This window comes from Agrobacterium pusense, assembly GCF_900102105.1.
Taxonomy (GTDB): Bacteria; Pseudomonadota; Alphaproteobacteria; order Rhizobiales; family Rhizobiaceae; genus Agrobacterium; species Agrobacterium pusense.
The window spans coordinates 202,579-222,169 of record NZ_FNBB01000006.1; the positions used below are offsets into that span (position 1 = coordinate 202,579).

18 protein-coding genes and 1 pseudogene are annotated in these 19,591 nt (G+C 59.4%); 8 read left to right on the plus strand and 11 right to left on the minus strand.

All coding sequences use genetic code 11. The features are described 5' to 3' along the window. Positions 1-50 precede the first annotated feature (50 nt). Positions 51-959 (plus strand): hydrogen peroxide-inducible genes activator, encoded by a 909-nt coding sequence (locus tag BLU28_RS15880; RefSeq protein WP_037092575.1) that lies wholly within the window; start codon positions 51-53, stop codon positions 957-959. A gap of 19 nt (positions 960-978) precedes the next feature. Here BLU28_RS15880 and BLU28_RS15885 read toward each other — a convergent pair whose 3' ends face one another. Beyond that, positions 979-1,521, minus strand: a complete 543-nt coding sequence (locus tag BLU28_RS15885; RefSeq protein WP_077987541.1) for an NUDIX hydrolase — start codon at positions 1,519-1,521, stop codon at positions 979-981. A 113-nt stretch (positions 1,522-1,634) separates the two neighbouring features. Here BLU28_RS15885 and BLU28_RS15890 point away from each other — a divergent pair, with 113 nt between their 5' ends. The 3 genes from BLU28_RS15890 to ku (BLU28_RS15900) all read left to right on the plus strand — a co-directional run bounded on the left by BLU28_RS15890 (position 1,635) and on the right by ku (BLU28_RS15900) (position 4,161). Continuing rightward, entirely contained in the window at positions 1,635-2,279 is a 645-nt protein-coding gene (locus tag BLU28_RS15890; protein WP_022563805.1) for a DUF47 domain-containing protein, read from the plus strand. Next, the gene (locus BLU28_RS15895; protein ID WP_004444749.1) at positions 2,279-3,283 is read left to right on the plus strand and encodes an inorganic phosphate transporter; all 1,005 of its coding nucleotides are present in this window, start codon (positions 2,279-2,281) and stop codon (positions 3,281-3,283) included. The genes BLU28_RS15890 and BLU28_RS15895 overlap by 1 nt, the downstream gene beginning before the upstream one ends. Before the next feature lie 86 nt (positions 3,284-3,369). Beyond that, a complete protein-coding gene (gene ku, locus BLU28_RS15900) occupies positions 3,370-4,161 on the plus strand; it encodes a non-homologous end joining protein Ku (protein WP_022563803.1) in 792 nt (263 codons plus the stop codon). A 9-nt stretch (positions 4,162-4,170) separates the two neighbouring features. Here ku (BLU28_RS15900) and ligD read toward each other — a convergent pair. The 9 genes and pseudogenes from ligD to BLU28_RS15945 form a co-directional block, all read right to left on the minus strand. Then, positions 4,171-5,100 (minus strand): annotated as a pseudogene (ligD, locus tag BLU28_RS15905) (non-homologous end-joining DNA ligase); the annotation flags it as partial. Positions 5,101-5,164: 64 nt separating this feature from the next. Further along, positions 5,165-5,992 (minus strand): non-homologous end joining protein Ku, encoded by an 828-nt coding sequence (ku, locus tag BLU28_RS15910; RefSeq protein WP_077987539.1) that lies wholly within the window; start codon positions 5,990-5,992, stop codon positions 5,165-5,167. Then, positions 5,989-6,276, minus strand: coding sequence for a hypothetical protein (locus BLU28_RS15915; RefSeq protein ID WP_004444758.1), 288 nt, complete (start codon positions 6,274-6,276; stop codon positions 5,989-5,991). The genes ku (BLU28_RS15910) and BLU28_RS15915 overlap by 4 nt, the downstream gene beginning before the upstream one ends. 41 nt (positions 6,277-6,317) lie before the next feature. Next, positions 6,318-7,211 carry an SDR family oxidoreductase gene (locus tag BLU28_RS15920; RefSeq protein ID WP_045533903.1) on the minus strand — a complete coding sequence of 298 codons (894 nt, stop codon included), beginning with the start codon at positions 7,209-7,211 and terminating at the stop codon, positions 6,318-6,320. Between the two features lie 246 nt (positions 7,212-7,457). Then, complete coding sequence (locus BLU28_RS15925; protein WP_077987538.1) at positions 7,458-9,797, minus strand: bifunctional diguanylate cyclase/phosphodiesterase; 2,340 nt, start codon at positions 9,795-9,797, stop codon at positions 7,458-7,460. 185 nt (positions 9,798-9,982) lie between these two features. Next, entirely contained in the window at positions 9,983-11,086 is a 1,104-nt protein-coding gene (locus BLU28_RS15930) for a hypothetical protein (RefSeq protein WP_092651345.1), read from the minus strand. A gap of 262 nt (positions 11,087-11,348) precedes the next feature. After that, the gene (locus BLU28_RS15935; protein ID WP_234704094.1) at positions 11,349-12,887 is read right to left on the minus strand and encodes an ABC transporter substrate-binding protein; all 1,539 of its coding nucleotides are present in this window, start codon (positions 12,885-12,887) and stop codon (positions 11,349-11,351) included. 124 nt (positions 12,888-13,011) lie between these two features. Continuing rightward, on the minus strand, positions 13,012-13,992 hold the full coding sequence (locus BLU28_RS15940; protein WP_077987537.1) for a mannonate dehydratase: 981 nt from the start codon (positions 13,990-13,992) through the stop codon (positions 13,012-13,014). Between the two features lie 67 nt (positions 13,993-14,059). After that, the gene (locus BLU28_RS15945; protein ID WP_004444769.1) at positions 14,060-14,773 is read right to left on the minus strand and encodes a FadR/GntR family transcriptional regulator; all 714 of its coding nucleotides are present in this window, start codon (positions 14,771-14,773) and stop codon (positions 14,060-14,062) included. Positions 14,774-14,979: 206 nt separating this feature from the next. On the opposite strand from BLU28_RS15945, the gene BLU28_RS15950 reads away from it, so the two are divergent. Genes BLU28_RS15950 through BLU28_RS15965 form a run of 4 tightly spaced genes read left to right on the plus strand, consistent with a single transcriptional unit; the run spans position 14,980 to position 18,470 of the window. Further along, complete coding sequence (locus BLU28_RS15950) at positions 14,980-16,008, plus strand: ABC transporter permease (RefSeq protein WP_022563795.1); 1,029 nt, start codon at positions 14,980-14,982, stop codon at positions 16,006-16,008. Next, complete coding sequence (locus BLU28_RS15955) at positions 16,005-16,904, plus strand: ABC transporter permease (protein ID WP_064264118.1); 900 nt, start codon at positions 16,005-16,007, stop codon at positions 16,902-16,904. The genes BLU28_RS15950 and BLU28_RS15955 overlap by 4 nt, the downstream gene beginning before the upstream one ends. Next, positions 16,891-17,736: an ABC transporter ATP-binding protein gene (locus tag BLU28_RS15960; protein WP_077987536.1), complete on the plus strand. Its 846-nt coding sequence runs from the start codon at positions 16,891-16,893 to the stop codon at positions 17,734-17,736. Before BLU28_RS15955 ends, BLU28_RS15960 begins: the two co-directional genes overlap by 14 nt. Beyond that, the gene (locus BLU28_RS15965) at positions 17,733-18,470 is read left to right on the plus strand and encodes an ABC transporter ATP-binding protein (RefSeq protein ID WP_034498002.1); all 738 of its coding nucleotides are present in this window, start codon (positions 17,733-17,735) and stop codon (positions 18,468-18,470) included. Before BLU28_RS15960 ends, BLU28_RS15965 begins: the two co-directional genes overlap by 4 nt. A gap of 60 nt (positions 18,471-18,530) precedes the next feature. On the opposite strand, the gene BLU28_RS15970 is transcribed toward BLU28_RS15965, so the two are convergent. Then, a complete protein-coding gene (locus tag BLU28_RS15970; RefSeq protein ID WP_077987535.1) occupies positions 18,531-19,583 on the minus strand; it encodes an ABC transporter ATP-binding protein in 1,053 nt (350 codons plus the stop codon). Between the last annotated feature and the right edge of the window lie 8 nt (positions 19,584-19,591).

The following is a 19,591-nucleotide window of genomic DNA, read 5'->3' on the forward strand; positions in this document are numbered from 1 at the left end:
GTTCCATAATTTCCAATTGTATATTCTAAAGGGTGCGATATGCTGAGCTTATGATTGCGCTCTCCATGAAACATCTCCGCTATTTTGACGCTCTGGCCAAGATCGGCCATTTCGGGCGTGCTGCCGAGGCCTGCGCCATTTCGCAGCCCGCCCTTTCGCTCCAGATCCGTGAACTGGAAGAACTGATCGGCGCACCGCTGGTCGAAAGAGGCAACCGGCAGATCAGGTTGACCGCTCTTGGCGAGGAGTTTGCCGACCGCACCCGCGCGATCCTTCAATCGGTCGATGAGCTGCAGGATCTGGCGCGGGCTCGGCACGGGCCGCTCAGCGGCCGCCTGCGCATCGGCGTCATTCCGACCGTTGCCCCCTATCTCCTGCCGCAGGTCATCAAGACGCTCACCCGGCATTATCCCGGACTGGAAGCACGCCCGCGCGAGGCGGTGACGCAAAAACTGATCGAGGACCTTCTGGAGGCCCGGCTGGACATGGCCATCGTCGCCCTCCCCGTCTCGGAACCGTCGCTGGAGGAAATCCCGCTGTTTTCCGAGGAATTCATCCTGGTGCGGCCGATGGAGGATGCAGGCATGCCGGTGCCGAGCGCCGACAAGCTGGGCGAAATGCGCCTGCTGCTTCTGGAGGAAGGCCACTGTTTCCGCAATCAGGCGCTATCCTTCTGCAGCACCACGAATGCGCCGCCCCGCGTGCTGATGGAGGGCAGCTCACTATCCACGCTGGTGCAAATGGTCGGCGCCGGCATCGGCGTCACACTCATTCCACAAATGGCCGTCGACATGGAGACAAGGCAGTCCACAGTCTCGGTCTTCCGTCTGGCGGAACCGCGACCGTCCCGCACCATTGGTATCGTGTGGCGGAAGAGTAACCCGCTTTCGGCGCAGTTCGCTCATATTTCGGAGATCGTCCGAGACTGTGGTCTTCAGAAGCTCGGCCTCACATCCTGATGGCTACGATCTCAGGTCTTCATGCACTTCGGCCTTGCGGGCCCTTCCGTTTGCCCTTTGGCCTGAAATCGACCAGCAGCGTTTTCAGCTCGATATCCCTGACCCTTCTTGCGGCCTCGTCCGGGCGAACCCATTCCACCAGGCGCTCGCCACGCTCCTTGAATTTGGTTTCCGCGCCCGTCACCTCGATCTGAAACACGTCCACGACGCAGGGCACGACTTCGCCATCATCGAGCATCTTGAGATAGGTATAGCGGCCGACCGCTTCCTTTCTGACCCGGCCACGAACACCGGCCTCCTCCCAAGCCTCAATTGCCGCGGCCTCATGGGGCTTCTTGCGCTTCATCGGCCAGCCGCGCGGAATGATCCAGCGACCGCTGGTGCGTGAGGTAACGAGCAGGATTTCGACATTGTCATCGCCCCCGCCATATCTAAAGCACAGCGCAGCATATTGCTGCCGGAAAGCGCCTGTGAAGAGCTTTTCCGGAACCGCAGCAAGCTGCTGAAGCAATGTCAGGGGGCGGGCCGGGCGGGATTTCCGGCTTTTTTTCGTCGATTTCATATCCGTTGATAGTGCTGATTTTCCGGGTTGCATCAATGCCCCGCGTGCATTTATGACAGTTTTATGACAATTACCCCCCACAACATTAAAAGCGCCACTGAGGGCCAATTCGCATGATGAGCTTTTTCCGCAAACTGATGCCGCGCGAGGATCGTTTCTTCGACCTGTTCAGCAAACATTCCGAAACCGTCATCAAAGCGGCCGAAGCCCTGGACAGCCTGTTGAGCGGCGTCGATGTCGAAAAGAACTGCGATCTCATCGTTGCCCTCGAACATCAGGCGGACGACATCACCCGCGACGTGTTACTTGCGGTGCGACGCAGTTTCATTACGCCTTTCGACCGCGGCGATATCAAGGACCTTATCCAGTCCATGGATGACGCCATCGACATGATGCACAAAACGGTCAAAACCATCCGTCTCTTCGAGCAGAGCGAATTCGACCCGCTGATGAAGGAGATGGGCCATGAGATCGTGCGCGCGGCTAGCCTGATCGCAGAGGCCATTCCGCTTCTCGAAAAGGTCGGCACCAATGCCCAGCGCCTGTCATCGATCGCCGAAGAGATCACCCGCGTCGAGGGGCGCTCCGACGACCTGCACGACCAGGGACTGAAAGACCTGTTCCGCCGCCATGGCGCCGCCGGCAATGCCATGGCCTACATGATCGGCAGCGAGATCTACGGCGAACTCGAAAAGGTGGTTGACCGCTTCGAGGATGTGGCCAACGAGATCAGCGGCATCGTTATTGAGAACGTCTGATGGATGTCGCACTTGCACTGCCGCTGCTTGTCGGCCTGATCGCCATTGCACTGTTCTTCGATTTTCTGAACGGTCTTCACGACGCCGCAAATTCCATTGCCACGATCGTTTCCACCCGGGTGCTGCGGCCGCAATATGCCGTTGCGTGGGCGGCCTTCTTCAATTTCATAGCCTTCCTCTTCTTCGGCCTGCATGTGGCGGAAACGCTCGGGACCGGTATCATCGATCCGGCCATCGTATCTCCGCAGGTGATTTTCGCGGCGCTGATCGGCGCGATCGTCTGGAACATCGTCACCTGGATTTTCGGCATCCCCTCCAGTTCGTCGCACGCCTTGATCGGCGGCCTCGTTGGCGCAGGTCTGGCAAAGGTCGGCTTCAATTCCATCGTCTGGTCGGGGCTGCTGAAGACAGTCGGCGCAATCTTCATGTCACCGGCTATCGGCTTTTTCCTCGCGCTGCTTCTGGTGCTTGCGGTATCGTGGCTTTTCGTGCGGCAGACGCCCTTTGCAGTCGATCGCACCTTCCGCGTCATGCAGTTCATCTCCGCCTCGCTATATTCGCTGGGCCATGGCGGCAATGACGCGCAGAAGACCATGGGCATCATCGCCGTGCTGCTGTTCAGCCAGGGACATCTCGGGGAGAGTTTCTACGTGCCTTTCTGGGTGGTGATTTCCTGCCAGTCTGCCATGGCGCTCGGCACCTTGTTCGGCGGCTGGCGCATCGTGCATACGATGGGTTCAAAGATCACGCGGCTCAACCCGATGCAAGGTTTCTGCGCTGAAACCGGCGGCGCATTGACACTGTTCGGCGCCACGTGGCTCGGCATCCCGGTCTCCACCACGCATACCATCACCGGTGCCATCGTCGGCGTCGGGGCCGCACGGCGCGTCTCCGCGGTGCGTTGGGGACTGGCCGGCAACATCGTCATCGCCTGGATCGTGACCATGCCGGCCGCGGCACTGATTTCCGCTTCCGTTTACTGGCTGACGTCGCTGTTCGGCTGACTCCCTGCCCCATCGGCCCTCCCGGAACAAAAACCACACCGTGGCGGTTTGATACGGGAGATCAACGGGCAAGCGGATCGCGGGAAATGGCACGTCAGGTTTTCTGGAAGGGTTATCTGAAGCTCTCGCTGGTGACGGCCTCCGTATCGCTGACACCTGCAACGACAGAAGGCAACAAATACCGCTTCCACGTTCTCAATCGCAAGACCGGCAATCGCGTCGAAAGCCGTTATGTCGACAGCGTCACCCATCGCCCCGTTGCGGCGAAAGACCAGGTGAAGGGTTTTCCCCGTGGCGAGGACGATTATGTGCTGCTCGAGGATGACGAGATCGATGCCGTAGCGCTCGAAAGTACCCGCACCATCGATATCAAGACCTTCGTGCCAAAAGGCTCCATAGACTGGATCTGGTACGACCGACCGCACTTTCTTCGCCCGGAAGACAAGATAGGCGCCGAAGCCTTCAGCGTCATTCGCGAGGCCATGACGGCAAACGGCGTTTTCGGCATTGCCCGGCTTGTGCTCTACCGGCGGGAACGGGCCGTGCTGCTGGAACCTTCCGGTAAGGGCATCATCCTGTGGACATTGCACTACGGCGAGGAGGTGCGCGAAAGCATCGACGCTCTCGACCCGAAGATGAAACTTGAAAAGCCGCTACTGCAGGCCATGGAAAAACGCATTTCCAGCCAGATGACGGAGTGGAAACCGACGTTGGTTCAGGACCCGATCCAGAAAAAGATCAAGTCGCTGCTCAAGAGCAAAGGCAATGAAGCGCCCGCCTCGAACAAGAAGGCCGGCACCAAGGCCCGAACCGGCGGCAGCGTCATCAACATCATGGACGCTTTGAAGAAAAGCATCGCGGCCGAAAAGAAGCGCTGAGACGCGGTCTTAGCGCGCCTTTTTCGGCAAAACCTCCGCGGCGGCAAAAAAGCCCTCCCAGGGATCATTCTTCAGTGCGGAAAGACGTGGCCCGATATTGTTGACCGTGAAGTGGGCAGGACCGATATCGGCCGTGAGTTCGGACCATTCGAGGGGGGCGGAGACGGCCGCACCCGGCCGCGCCCGGGTCGAATAAGGCGCCACCGCGGTATTGCCGCGACCGTTGCGCAGATAGTCGATGAAAATCCGGCCTTTGCGTTTTGCCTTGGTTGCGACCGAGAGATACCTGTCCGGCTCGGCCTTCGACATCTCTGCGGCCATGGCTTTGGCAAATGCCTTGACTGCCGTCCAGCCCGCCTGCGGCTTCAGCGGGGCAACTACATGAAGCCCCTTGCCGCCTGATGTCTTGACGAAAGCTGCCAGACCCGCCGCTTCAAAACGCTGCTTCAGTTCGAACGCCGCCTCTATCACATCCTCCCAGGAGACATCCTCGGCGGGATCTATATCCATGGTGATCATATCCGGCTTTTCCCAGCTCGCGGTGGTTGCTCCCCACGGGTGGATTTCAAGCGCCGCAGACTGCACGAGCGCCATTATGCCGTCAAAATCGGTGATGTGGATCAGGGGTTCACCGGCCTTGTCCTTTGGATCCCTGATCTGTTCGATGGCCTTGTTGATGCCGCGCCAGGCGTGTTTCTGGAAAAACCGCTGCCCTTCTATACCTTCCGGGCAGCGCAGCAGCGCCAGCGGCCTGTCGACCACGAAGGGCGCCATCTGCTTCCATACCCGAGCATAATAATCGGCAAGACCTTCCTTCGTCACGCCGTCATCCGGCCAGTAAAGGCGGTCCGGGTGAGTGAATTGGATGGCAGACTGCGGCGGCTTGGTGTCGTTCACGGCCTTCTCCTCGCGTTCGATTTCTTGAGCAGGCTTATCCTTCGTCCTTTTGGGCTCAGGGTCTTATCGAAGCTGCGTTTGGCGTTATGGGTCTGCAATCCATGGATCAGCTCGCTTTCCGCGAAGTCTTGCGGCCTGACGGCTTCGCTTTTTTTCCAGCGTCTTCCCTTGCGCTGCGACGAAGCGCCTCCTTGAGATCAATCACATTGTCCTGTTTCTGCGGTGCCCGCTTGCGGATTTCCCGGCCCTCAATCTTGGCTTTCACCAGCTCCGCAAGGGCATCGTTGTAACGGTCGCTATAATCGGAGGGATCGAAGGTGCCGGCCCGCGTTTCGATGATATGCCCGGCAAGTTCCAGCATTTCGTCATCGAACTCGATGTCCGGGATGGATTTGAAGACGGTATTCTCTGCCCGAACCTCGTAACCGAAATTCAGCGTGGTTGCGACGAGCGCCCTGCCGCTCGGGCGGATGAGGACCACGCGGTTGCGCCGGAACAGCACGGCCTCTCCGAGGGCAGCAACATTTTCGTCTTCCATCGCTCTGGCGAAAAGCGTCAGCGCCTCCTCGCCACCTTCCTGCGTCGGCGCTAGATAATAGGATTTGTCGAAATAAAGCTTGTCTATGTCGTCGCACTGGAGGAAGTGCCGGATACGGATGACCTTGTCATTTTCCGGCATCAGCTTTGAGATTTCGTCACCCTCGATGACGATGTAATCGCCATTATCGCGTTCGTAGCCCTTGACCTGCTCGTCCCGTTCGACCGCCTCGCCGGTATCGCTATCCACATACTGCCGTTCCACGCGGTGACCCGTCTTGCGGTTGACGATGTTGAACGAGATTTTCTCCGACGAGGTCAGAGCGGAATAAAGACCGATTTCACAGTTCAAATCACCAAAGACCAGATGGCCTCTCCAGCTCGCCCTCCTGTTCATGACGCCCGCCCGTGATTGTCGTTACGCGACGAGCGGCCGCCATTCCGGTCTGCGGCAAGAATGCGCTCGATGGCAGGAACGTCCGCTTCCGCAAGAACCGGCACAGGGTCGGAGGCCATGGCTTCCAGCACTTCAGGGGAAAGGCCGCCATTGCGAATGACCCATTCCATGGCCTCTCTCGTCTGCCTTTCCGCCTTCAGCTGCGCGTAAAGGGCCAGTATCAGCCGGTCGCGTACATCGAAGGGTTTTGCATCCGTTTGTGAACGTCGTTCGTGCCTTTTCATGTCTGCTCCTCGAACAGCCAGCTGATGACAAAGTCATTGCCTCAGGCAATACCCTTGCCGCCGGTCACGCCGTAAACCTCGCCATTGATAAAACTGCCGTCCTGCGATGCGAGCAGGACATAGACCGGCGCAAGCTCCACCGGCTGGCCGGGGCGGCCAAAATCGCTATCCTTGCCAAAATTGCGCACCTTTTCGGCGGGCTGGCCGCCGCTCGGTTGCAGCGCCGTCCAGAACGGGCCCGGTGCGACAGCGTTGGCGCGCACACCCTTGTCTATCAGCTGCTTCGCGAGCGCTTTGGTGTAGGCAACGATGCCCGCTTTTGTAGTCGCATAATCCAAGAGGATTGCGGAAGGCTCGTAGGCCTGTATCGAGGCCGTGGTGATAACGGAGGCGCCCGGCTGCAAATGGGGAACTGCGGCCTGCGCAATCCAGTGAAGAGCGTAAAGATTGGTCTTCATCGTGCGGTCGAAATCTTCGGTCGACAGCTCCTCGATACCCTCGCGATATTGCTGTCTCGCGGCATTGATAACCAGAATATCCAGGCCGTTGAGATCGCCAGCGGCTTTTTCGACCAATTCGCGACACCAGCCTTCATCGGTAATGTCGCCGGGTAACGCCACCGCCAGACGGCCTTCCGCCTCGATAAGCGCGACCACCTCCTCGGCGTCGGATTCCTCTTCAGGAAGGTAGGAGATCGCGACATCCGCTCCTTCTCGTGCGAAAGCGATTGCCACCGCACGGCCGATGCCGGAATCGCCGCCCGTTATCAGCGCCTTGCGACCGGCAAGCTTGCCCGAGCCCCTGTAGGTCTTCTCCCCATGATCCGGCAGGGGCGTCATGTTGGTCACGAGACCCGGCATCTCTTGCTCCGGCGTCGAAAAAGGCGGGCGCGGATACTGGCTGCGCGGATCCTGGGGCTCGAGGCGGTCTGTCATTGCGGGCTCTCCCAATAAAAGGTGTCCATTCATCTCGCGCGGCCCGGTAAAAGCTGATCCGACAGCTTTGTCCGAGCGGTTGTCCGGCGCCGGCACCGACACGGACAACAGGGCGCGCCACACGCAATCCTAACGATCTGCGCAGGCTCTCGTTCCATGAAATCAGGCTGGGAGGATGAATGGCCGAGCGTGGATGGCCGACTTAGAGATGGCCGGCAGCGCGCCCCACGCGCTGCCGCGCCTTCCTCAAACGGTATATTTCTTCCGCGTGGTTGTGCCCGCGGCCTGTGCCGGCGCCACATCCGGCTTGCCAAAGAGATAGCCCTGGGCCTGAGCGCATCCTTCATCGACGACCATGCGATATTGCGCATCGGTTTCGATTCCTTCCGCCGTTACCGGCAGATCGAGGCTGCGGCCAAGGCCGATAACCGCGCGCACGATGGCGCGGGCATTGTCGTCATCGCTCATGGCGGCAATGAAGCTGCGGTCGATCTTGATCTTGTCGAAAGGGAAGCTCTGCAGGTTGCTGAGCGAAGAATAACCCGTACCGAAATCATCCATGACAATGGCAACGCCAAGCGCCTTGAGCTGGGTCAGAATTGTCAGCGTCGCCTTGCGGTCTTTCAGCAGAGCAGCTTCGGTGATCTCCAGTTCCAGCCGGTTCGGCGAAAGGCCGGTTTGCATCAGGATCGTACAGACGACATGGCCCAGATTGGCAAGGGAAAATTGCAGCGGCGAGACATTGACCGCGATTTTCAGATGCGGCGCCCAGGTGTTCGCCTGACGGCAGGCCTCGCGCAGCACCCATTCGCCGAGCGAGATGATGATCCCACTTTCCTCGGCGATCGGGATGAACACGTCTGGAGGCACCACGCCTCTAGTGGGATGCTGCCAGCGTACCAGCGCCTCATAACCGACGACCTCACCGCATTCGACGGAAAGGACCGGCTGGTAATTCAGCACGAGCTCATCACGATTGATTGCCAGCCTCAAATCCGTCTCGAGCTGGCGACGCTCGCGCGCCTCCTGATCCATCAGTGGGTCATAAAAGGCCAATATGCCACGGCCGCCCATCTTGGTGCGATAAAGCGCGAGATCTGCGGCATGCAGGATACTCTCGTCATCCTTTCCGTCGCGCGGAAAGACGGCAATACCGATGCTGACACCGACGGCGGTCGGATCGTTGGCGGCATTCATTTTGAGGGCGAACATGGCGAGGATCGTCTCGGCAAGCAGGCGCGCTTCTTCCGCCTTGGTATGCCGCGCGGTCAGAATGACGAATTCATCACCCCCGAGCCGGGCGACCACATCGCCAGATCTCGCACATTCATCGAGAATCGCCGCGACTTTCTTGAGTACCCTGTCGCCTTCGGCGTGGCCGAATATATCGTTGACCGCCTTGAAGCGGTCGAGATCGAGCGCGAGCAGCGCAAATTCGTCGCCCTCGCCGCAATGTTCGATCTGCTGGCGCAGCCGCGTCTGGAACATGGTGCGATTGGAAAGGCCGGTCAGCACATCGTGGCGGGCAAGATATTCGATCTCCCGCTGCGCCTCACGCTTCTCCGTCAGGTCGCGAATGGCCATGACCTCGCAGGGACGACCTCGATATTCGATGGTGCGCACGGCGAGTTCGAACACCTGCGCGCGGTCGGCGCGCTCACGTATGGCCTCTACGGGCGCATTACGGGGTACATAGACGGGTTGCCCATCCGTGGCCCGGAAAAGTTCATCGGGATTCTTTCCGACCAGCGACGTTTCATCGCGCCCCAGCAGGCCTGCGAAACGCGTATTCAGCTCGACGATGCGGCCATCGCGCACGACCGCAAGGCCGTCCAGTGTCGCGTCGACGAGACCCTTGAGGTCGACGAGATACCGGTCCACGAGCGCCGCAGTCGCCGTTGCGGAAAGGATCAGGAATGTCACGCCGGAAACCGCGCCGATCATGATCAGCCGGCCAAGATTGTCGGGGTCTGGTCCGGAGATGGACGGGTCGGGCGAAAGAACGGTGGCCGACACGGCAGTGAAATGCAGCGCGCAGATTGCAAGGATCGACGCGGCGGCGGGAAAAACGATGCGCTTCCAGGAGCCGAGGCGGTGAAACAGCCAGAAGGAGAGAAGAAAAAACGCCCAGGCGACGGCAAAACCGCCAAGAACAGCCCCCCAATCGTAGCTGACCGTGGCGGCGACATCTATTCCCGCCATTCCGACGAAATGCATGACGGCAACCGAGAGCGTCAGCAGGGTGGCAGAAATCACCGGGCGGTAGATTGCCTGCGTGCGGGCATTGAGCGCCAGCCAGAAGCCGAGTACGGCAAGAACGGCCGAGAGAGCGGTGAAGGAAAAATCGAAACCGATGGGAACAGTGCCTTTATAGGCGAGCATGGCCACGAAATGAGTGGCCCAGACGCTTAGCCCCGCCGCAAAGGCGGCAACCAGGACCCAATAGGGCTTTCTCCCGGAGGGACTTTCCTCAGCGCGCAACAAGAGGTGAAAAAAGGCGAGCATTCCCAGCAGACAGATCAATGCCGCAAGAAGCACGATCTCCCGATCGTGTTGGACGGCAACGCATTCCAGCACCGTGAACATGATGCACTCTCCCAGCCTCTGAAGAACCGCTCACGATGGCACTATGAAAGTGGTTTATTTATAAATCTCTAATGCAACTATTGATATCTGCCTCTACTCAACAAGAATCCTGAGTAGAGTCCGGGCCGGTGTGCCAGGCTGTAACGCTTTTGGCAAACCGACCCGACTGCACAAAGGAAAACCCTTTATTTCCAGCTTTGATAATCCGCGGCGGCGCAGCCAAACGGAGCCCGGCCGTCAGAGAAGCGTTCTTGCAGGCGGGCGCAGCCCCACTCGTTGAGTGCCGCCGGCAGCATGTTGTTGATGTCCATGCCGGGGGAATTGAATTGCGACGGAGCGCTTGTGACATACCACAGCCAGTAGCCCATGACCGCCACGATGATGACGGCGAGAATGGCGACGAAAGTCCCGAGCCTACGCAGGAGACCGGGCCCCTTGTTCATCGACGCGGCCTGGGCGGCGGCAGCCTCCTGTGTCTCATGCGCGACCATCGGGGCGAGCGATGCGAGAGCTTCCGCTCGCTCCTGTTCCGTCAGGTCGATCCGCTCCAGCTGATCGTCAAGCAGAACAGGCAAGGCGCCGTTACCATGCAGGACTGCAAGCGCCACATCCTGTTTGCCGGTATTGCCGATGACAACTGGAATGCGACCCCGTTCCAGATGCGTGAAGGATTGCCGCTTGGTTTTATCGTCTCTGACCGTATCGGCATAGGTCACGAAAAGACGGCTGCGTTTTTCGGCAACGGCCGTCAGCGCCACCGGAATAACGGTCAAGGGCGCCGGGTTGCGTAGCTGCAGGCGGACCCGCAGCATGCGGACAAGTGTGAACAGCATGGCGAGACTGCCGAAACCAAGCAGAAAGACGAACACGCCGAGTGTGATGATGCGGTTCCAGAGCATGTCCAGACCCAGCGAAATCGTTGCGAGTTCCGGGTTCTTCGCGGAGATGACCAGCCCGGTTTCGTAATCGCCGGAATGGAGATCGACGAACATGACCTCGACATCCTTCTTGTAGCTCACGCCCGCATGGTCGTAGGAAAGATCGGCCTTGCAGGTCGTGAAGATCGCCTTGCGTGTCTTGCAGCTGCCGCTGATATCGCCGTTTTCAATCTCCAGCGGATCCTGGCTGATCTTGTAGTCACGCACGACGCCCGGGCCTTCGGCTACCAGCATGACAATCGTGATTACGAGAAGCACGGGAACGGAGTAATAATAGGCTGCCGGCACCGAAATGACGCCACGTTTGAGGCTGAGTGGCCGAGACGGAAGTTTTATCTGTGCAAGGTTCATAGTCGTCAACGCATTCTTCGGGAGGTAGGTGAGCGGAGTTCGCGACTCTCGCCCGACGGAAGGAAAAGTTGCCGCACGGTCTAAACCGATGAAGTCCTTGAGAAAACCCCCTGAAATTACGGGATGGTGCGCGACTATTTCCCGTATAGGCGCTGTATTCCTGGTCAATGTGCGGGAGAAGACTCTGGCGCATGGGCCCAGTCACGCATAAAAACGGGCGGTAAAACCGCCCGTCACCTGTTTCGCAAATTATGCTTTGCCGTCAGTCCTTCGTGACCTTTTCAAGCCGGGTCGTCTGGCTGGGGTGGCCCACATAATCCTTGACGCGTGCATTCAGCACGATCGGCTCGAATCTCTCGAACATCGGCAGCACCGCCGGCTTCTGCGCGACGAACATTTCCTGCATCTGGGTGTAGATTTCCCCGCGCTTCTTGGCATCAGGCTCGAGCGACGCCTTTGCCGTGAGCGCGGTCAGTTCCGGAATATCCCAGGCCGAGCGCCAGACGAAATTGCCGGCGTTGTTGGCGGCAAGCGAGTTGTCCGGGTTGCTGGAGAACTGTTCCATCGAGCCCAGAACATTCGGCATGTAGGCTCCGGTCTGCGGGATGAGCAGATCAAAATCCCGCGCGCGGTGCGCGGCAATCACGTCCGAGCCGTTACCCTGCTGGATATTGACCTTGATACCGATCTGGCTGAGCGTGGCCTGAATGGCAGTGGCGAGGTCGATGCGCGGCGTCTGCGCGATCGTCTTCAGATTGAGCGTGAAACCGTTCTCGTAGCCGGCCTCCTTGAGGAGCGCTTTTGCCTTCTCCACGTCGAGCTTCCAATCCGGGCTCGGAATGGCATATTCGAAATTCTCTGGCACCGGCACCGTGCGCGCCCGGCCGTAGGGACCCATGATGGTCTTTTCCATGCCCTTATAGTCGATGCCGTAGGCGATCGCTTCGCGGACCTTGGGGTTGGACAGAGGCTCCTTGCCGGCATTCATGGACAGGACGTAAAAACCGCCCGTCGGCACACGCTGGATCTGGAAACCGTCCTTGTTGTTGAAGGTCGCAAGATCCGCAGCCGTCAGCGCGCTGGCGATGTCGATATCGCCGCGCTCCAGCATCAGGCGTTCAACCTGGCTTTCCGGCACATGCCGCACGATGACGCGGCGCATTTTGGGGCTGCCGGCCACATAGTCCTTATTCGCCTCCAGAATGATGATCTCATTCGGCGACCAGCGGTTGAGGGTGAACGGGCCGGAGCCGGCCGAATTTGTTCTCAGCCATGCATTCCCCCAGTCATCATTGACCTCGTGGGACTTCAGTTCCTTGCTGTCGACCACGCTGGCAATGACCATGGCGAGACGATAGAGCAGCAATTCCGAAGTCGTTTCACCTGAAAGATCGACGCGAACCGTTTTTTCATCCGGAGCACTTACCAGCTTGTCGATATTGTCGGCATTGTAGCCCACGCGCTTGAGGTTCGCTGCGGCCGCCTGGTTCATCTTCAGAAGGCGGCTGAGCGAATAAACCACATCGGCCGAGGTCACCGGGTTACCGGAGGCGAAATTCGCCTCGCGAAGATGAAAGGTGATGCCTTTCTCATCCGTTTCCCAGCGCTCGGCGAGCTGCGGCGAAACCTTGCCGGAACCGTCCACCGAGATCAGGCGATCATAAAGATTGGCCATGATTTCGTTGGCTTTTGCCTCGGTGGCCTGATGGGGGTCGAGTGACAGCACCTGGGCCAGCGACGTGCCGATAACCAGCTGGTCGTTGGGGGTTTTGGCCGCGACGGGCGATCCCTGCACGAGCATAGCGCCAAGAACGGTGGTGAATGCGAGACGGATCAATGTTTTTTTCATACCTGCTCCTCCTACAGATCGGTGATTGATGTTCGGGAAAAGCCGCGACGCAGCGGGGCGTCGCGGGCCAAAACGGTCAAAGATGTTTGTTATCAAGCGCTTCGATCAAGGCTGCGATGTAGCCGTAGCAGAAGGCGAAAGCGACGCCGACGGGATCGCGTCCGGCAATCGTCGGCACATGGTCCGGCATGATCATGTAGCGATAACCGAGTTCGTGATAGAGTTTCAGCGAGCGCACCATGTCCATGTCCCCCTCATCGGGGAAAGTCTCCATGAAGGACAATTTCCCGCCGCTGATGTTGCGGAAGTGGACGTTGAAAATCTTGTCGCGGCTGCCGAACCAGCGGATGATGTCGTCGATCTCCTCGCGCGGATCATCAAGCATCTCGCCGATTGACCCCTGGCAGAAATTCAGGCCGTGATAGGGGCTCTCGCGCATCTGCACGAACTTCTTCAGCCCATCGACTGTGCCGAGCACACGGGTGACTCCCCTGTAGCCTGGCGGTGTATAGGGATCATGAGGGTGGCAGGCGAGACGCACCCTATTGCTTTCAGCAACCGGCACGACGCGTTCGAGGAAGTAGTCGATGCGTTCCCAGTTCTCGTCTTCGGACAGAACGCCGGCGAGGCCCGGTGCGGCATCATGGTCCGCCTTGTCCCAGCGCCATGCCTCGTTGAGCGAACCGCCACGGCCGCGCTCCATCTCCGTGCGCGGAATGCCAATGAGGTTGAGATTGTATTTCGCGGCAGGAATTCCGGCCCTCGCGATATTTTCGATCATCGTGCAGACGGCATCGATCTGACGGTCACGATCCGGCCCGGCAAGCAGGATATCGGGATATGACGCCTGCTCGATCGGCCGGGACGGCAACGGCAGTTGCACCATATCAAGGACAAGGCCAAAGCTTTCGACCTTGTCACGGTGGCGCTCGAAATCCTGGAAAGTCCAGCTCGCGGGTGCTCCGGGCGGATCCGCGCTGATGTTTTTGACGCCGAGCTGCGCCCAGACCTTGTAATCCTCGTCATCGCGCGCAGCAACCTGGGTGCCGACATACATCGATTCTCTCCTCTCTCCATGCAAGTCATCATATGACATCGCATGAAATAAGATGAGTGTCGAGATGCTATTGCGCCTCCGAGAGCAGCCTGTATCGCCGCTGGCTTGCAAGCATGTGTTCACGCATGGCTTTTCGGGCCGCATCGGGATCCTGCTCGACGATGGCGCGCAGGATTGCCTCGTGCTCGGCCTGGACTTTGCGAAGATAATTCGCGTCGCCGGTTTCAGGCAGCGTTGGGAACTGCCCACGCGGTATCGAGCGTGAACCGAACTGGCGCAATGCCTCCAGATAGAAGCGGTTATTGGTTGCGGTCGCGATGGCCGAATGGAATTCGTAATCCGCATCGACGGTTGATTCGCCAGCGTCGATGGCACGGGCCATTTTCCGGTGCGCCGCCGAGATTGCCGCTTCCTGCTGGGCCGTCCGGCGATAGGCTGCGATCGCCGCCGCCTCCCCTTCCGTTGCCAGGCGGAACTCCAGCATTTCCAGCGTCTCGGCAATGGTGCCAACTTCAGACTGCGTCAGTTTCACGCCGGCCCATTCACTGTCGCTACTGACAAAAACCCCCTTGCCCTGGATAGGGACGACGTAACCGGCAGAACGCAAATCGGCAATCGCTTCGCGGACCACCGTCCGGCTCACGCCATAAGCGCGTTCCAATTGCGGCTCCGTGGGAAGCTGGTCGCCATTTTTCAGTTTTCCACTGCGAATTTCTGCGCTGAGATTATCGATGATCTGTTGCGCCCGCCTCTCCCGCGGCCTCGCTTTGTCGCCAATCATGCCAGTCTTCCCTCTTGCAGAATACGAATCCCTTCGTTACTCATATGATGACGTGGCGGCACGTCATATGTTTTCATGTTAACTCAGGGAGGGGTTGGGATGAAGTACCATCAAGAGTTTTTACAAAAGAGAATTGCGCGTCTGCGGCGAGCAGCGAGCAAAGGGCCGGCCCCTGACGGATTTCTCTCAAGGAAGCGCGGCCAGCAATGACGGAGATTTCACTGCGCGGGCTTGGACATCGTTTTCTGCAACTGATCGTCAGCCTCTTCATCCTGCTCTGCATCACCTTCATCATAGGCCGTGTGATGCCGACCGATCCGGTCGGAGCAATCGTCGGCGAGCTTGCCGATCCAAAAGCCTATGAGGCCATGAGGGCGCGGCTTGGCCTTGATCTGCCACTTTATCAGCAGTTCTTCATTTACTTGCGTGGTCTGCTGCATGGGGATTTCGGTATCGCGATCCTGACGGGCAATCCCGTGACGCGCGATCTGGCGCAGGCCTTCCCCGCAACCTTCGAACTCGCGACCCTGGCGATCATCATATCAACGATCATCGGCGTTCCCCTCGGTCTTGCAGCAGCCCTGTTTCGCGATACGTTCATCGACAAGTTCGCGCGTGTCTTTGCGCTGGTTGGACATTCGATACCTGTCTTCTGGTTCGGCATTGTCGGGCTCGTCATTTTTTACGCCAGTCTCAATCTGGTCGGAGGGCCGGGCCGGGTGGACGTGTTCTACGAGGGTCTGGTGGAACCCAGAACCGGCCTGATGCTGGTCGACAGCCTGCTTGCGGGCGAGACGGAAATCTTCTGGAACGCGCTCGGACATATCATCCTGCCGGCCGTAATCCTTGCCTATATGGCCATGGCCTATATCACCCGCATGACGAGGGCTTTCACCCTCGAACAGCTGAGCCAGGACTACGTCATCGCGGCGCGGGCCAAAGGTGTCAGCCCCGCACGCACCATAACACGCCATGTACTGCCCAATATCGCCGTGCAGCTCATCACCGTTCTGGCAATTTCCTACGGCAATCTGCTGGAAGGCGCCGTGGTGACCGAGATCGTCTTTTCCTGGCCGGGCATCGGCCAATATATGACCAATGCGCTGCTCATCGGCGACATGAATGCGATCCTCGCCGCCACGATCGTGATCGGCTTCATATTCATGTTGCTCAACTTCCTCGCCGATCTGGCCTACACCACGCTTGATCCCCGTACACGGGAGGCCGCACGATGACCGATATCGCGCAAAACAATACCGTCGATCGCCCCGGCGTCCTGTCGCGCCTGTCGGCCACAACTGTGCGGACACTTAGGAAACTCGCAGACGAGCCACTTGGGATGTTCGGCTTCGCCATTCTGGCGGTCCTGGTTCTGGTCGCCATTTTCGCTCCGCTCATTGCGCCTTACGATCCTGCCCGCCAGGCGCTCGAAAACGCGCTTCAGCCGCCAAGCTGGGCGCACCTGGCCGGAACCGACGAATTTGGCCGCGATATTTTCAGCCGGCTCGTCTACGGCACCCGCATCACCATCCAGACCGTCCTGTCGGTCTCGGTCATCGTCGGTCCGATCGGGCTTGCGATTGGCGTCATGGCCGGTTTCTTCGGCGGGCGCACCGATGCCATCTTAATGCGCGCGACCGATATCGTCCTCTCCTTCCCCTCGCTCGTGCTCGCACTTGCCTTTGCGGCAGCGATGGGAGCCGGTCTCGGAACAGCGATCATCGCGATCTCGCTGACGGCGTGGCCACCGATTGCGCGTCTCGCCCGCGCGGAAGCACTGGTGGTGCGAAACACCGATTATGTGGCCGCCGCCCGCCTCTACGGTGCCTCGCCGCTGCGCATCCTGTTTCTCTATATCGCGCCGATGTGCATCCCTTCGGTCATCGTTCGCCTCACGCTGAACATGGCGGGCATCATCCTGACGGCTGCTTCGCTCGGCTTTCTCGGCCTTGGGGCGCAGCCGCCGCTGCCTGAATGGGGTGCGATGATCTCCAGCGGCCGCAAATTCATGCTCGATTACTGGTGGGTCGCCGTCATGCCCGGCATCGCCATCCTGCTGACGAGCCTTGCCTTCAACATCGCCGGCGATACGCTGCGCGACCTTCTGGATCCGCGTCATGCCCGTTCCTGACAGCACTCCCATACTCTCGGTACGCGACCTCAATGTCCGTTTTGGGCGCAATGCCATTTCCGCCGTTTCCAACGTCAATTTCGATGTCGGCCGCGAAAGGGTCGGTATTGTCGGTGAGTCCGGTTCCGGCAAATCCACCACCGGCCGGGCCGCCATGCGCCTTTTGCCAAAGAGCGCGACAGTGACGGCGGAGGAAATGGATTTTCTCGGCGAAGCGCTGCTCACAAAAACCGAACGGCAGATGGGCGCGATCCGCGGAAGCGAGATGGCGCTGATCATGCAGGACCCGCGTTATTCGCTGAACCCGGTGCTGCCCATCGGCAAACAGGTGGCGGAAGCCGCCGAACTGCATCTGGCGCTTACCGGCCAGGCGGCAAGGGCTGCTGCGCGCGACATGCTGCTGCGCGTACGTATCAACGATCCCGACCGCGTCATGGCGCTTTATCCACACCAGATATCGGGTGGCATGGGGCAACGGGTGATGATCGCCATGATGCTGCTCGCCAAGCCGAAGCTTGTCATCGCCGACGAACCGACCTCGGCCCTCGATGTCAGCGTGCGCAAGGATGTACTTCTGCTTCTGGACGAGATGGTGCGCGAGAACAATTCCGGCCTGATCCTCATCAGCCACGACATCCGCATGGTGGCGGCCTTCTGCGAACGCGTGCTGGTCATGTATGGCGGGCGCGTGGTGGAAACGCTGACGAAGCTTGAAGATGCGCGGCATCCCTATACGCGCGGCCTGATCGCGGCCATGCCCGATCCCCGCAATCCGGTCAGGCGTCTCAAGGTGTTGGATCGTCAGGCAATCGATGCGGAGGTGATGCGATGATCACGGTAGACAAGCTCGACGTCGTCTACGGCGCCAAGGAAAAACGTAACCACGTCGTACGCGGCGTCAGCCTTACGGTCAACAAAGGCGAAACCCTCGGAATTGTCGGCGAAAGCGGCTGCGGCAAATCGACCTTGCTGCGCTCGCTGGCAGGTCTGGAGGGTGGCTGGACCGGCTCGATAAGCTTTAATGGAAAACCGGTCGGCAAGACCCGCAGCCGCGACGAACTGAAACTGGCCCAGATGGTGTTTCAGGATCCCTACGGTTCGCTGCATCCTCGCCACCGCATCGGTCGGGCTCTGGCCGAGCCCATCCGCGCCATGGGGCTTGGCGACGGCTGGTCGAAGGTTCCTGCCGCCCTGCAACAGGTTGGCCTGCCTGCGCATTTTGCCGAGCGGTTCCCGCATGAACTTTCCGGCGGTCAGCGCCAGCGCGTGGCAATCGCCCGCGCGCTGATCCTCGAACCACCGATCCTGCTGCTCGATGAACCGACATCCGCGCTCGACGTTTCCATCCAGGCTGAAATCCTCAACCTTCTTGCCGACCAGCGCGAAGAACGCGATCTGACCTTTGTTCTCGTCAGCCATGATCTGGCTGTCATCGCCCATATGTGCGACCGCGTGCTGGTGATGCAGAACGGCGTTTTTGTGGATGAGCTGACCAAGGCCGACCTTGAAGCAGGCGTTACCCATGCCGCCTATTCAGGCGAGCTGTTCGAAAGCAGCTTTCTTTGAGATGATCGGTCGCGGAGATGGCTGAAGCGCGGCCGGACCTTTCTGGACGCGCGCCGGGGCTCAGTTCAGCCGATTGCCGTTCTCGTCCGAAAACAGATGAATGCCGTCCAAAGACGGGGATATCCTTATCTCCTCGCCGACTGCCTGGACTATGCGTTCGCGAAAAACGCCGAGCACCCGCGAACCACCCAGTGTCATGGTGACCTGCGTTTCCGATCCCAGCGGTTCGACGAGCAGGATCTCGGCCGGTACGCCCGAGGGATCAAGGGCGAGGTGCTCGGGCCGGATGCCATAAGTCGCCCCTTTTCGCGCAAGAGCGGCGGCAGCGGCCGGCAATGGCAAGACCACACCGCCGGTTTCAAAACCGGCTTTCGATATCACGCCGGGCAGAAAATTCATGGAAGGTGAGCCTATGAAGCCGGCAACGAACTGGTTTGCCGGACGGTCGTAAAGTTCGAGCGGCGTGCCGACCTGCTCGACACGGCCGCCGTTCAGCACAACGACCCTGTCAGCCATCGTCATCGCCTCCACCTGGTCATGCGTCACATAGATCGTGGTGGTCCTGAGTTTCTGATGCAAAGCCTTGATCTCGCCACGCATCACGACGCGCAGTTTGGCATCAAGGTTTGAGAGGGGTTCGTCGAAAAGGAACACCTGCGGATTGCGAACGATTGCGCGACCCATTGCAACGCGCTGGCGCTGACCGCCGGAGAGCTGGCGAGGATAACGGTCGAGCAATGCGGTAAGACCAAGGATCTCCGCCGCCCAGTTCACCTTCTCGGCGATTTCCTGTTTGCTTGAGCCGCGATGCTCCAGCGAAAAGCCCATATTGGTTGCGACCGTCATATGCGGATAAAGAGCGTATGACTGGAACACCATGGCGATGTCGCGGTCCTTGGGATCGAGATCGTTGACGATCCGCTCGCCGATCTTGAGTTCACCACCCGTGATCGTTTCGAGACCGGCGACCATCCGCAGCAGGGTCGACTTGCCGCAGCCGGAGGGTCCGACGAGGACGACAAATTCGCCATCCCTGATATCGAGATCGACGCCGTGAATGGTTTTTACCGCGCCATAGCTTTTGCGGATGTCGGACAGGGTTACGTTAGCCATCGATTAAA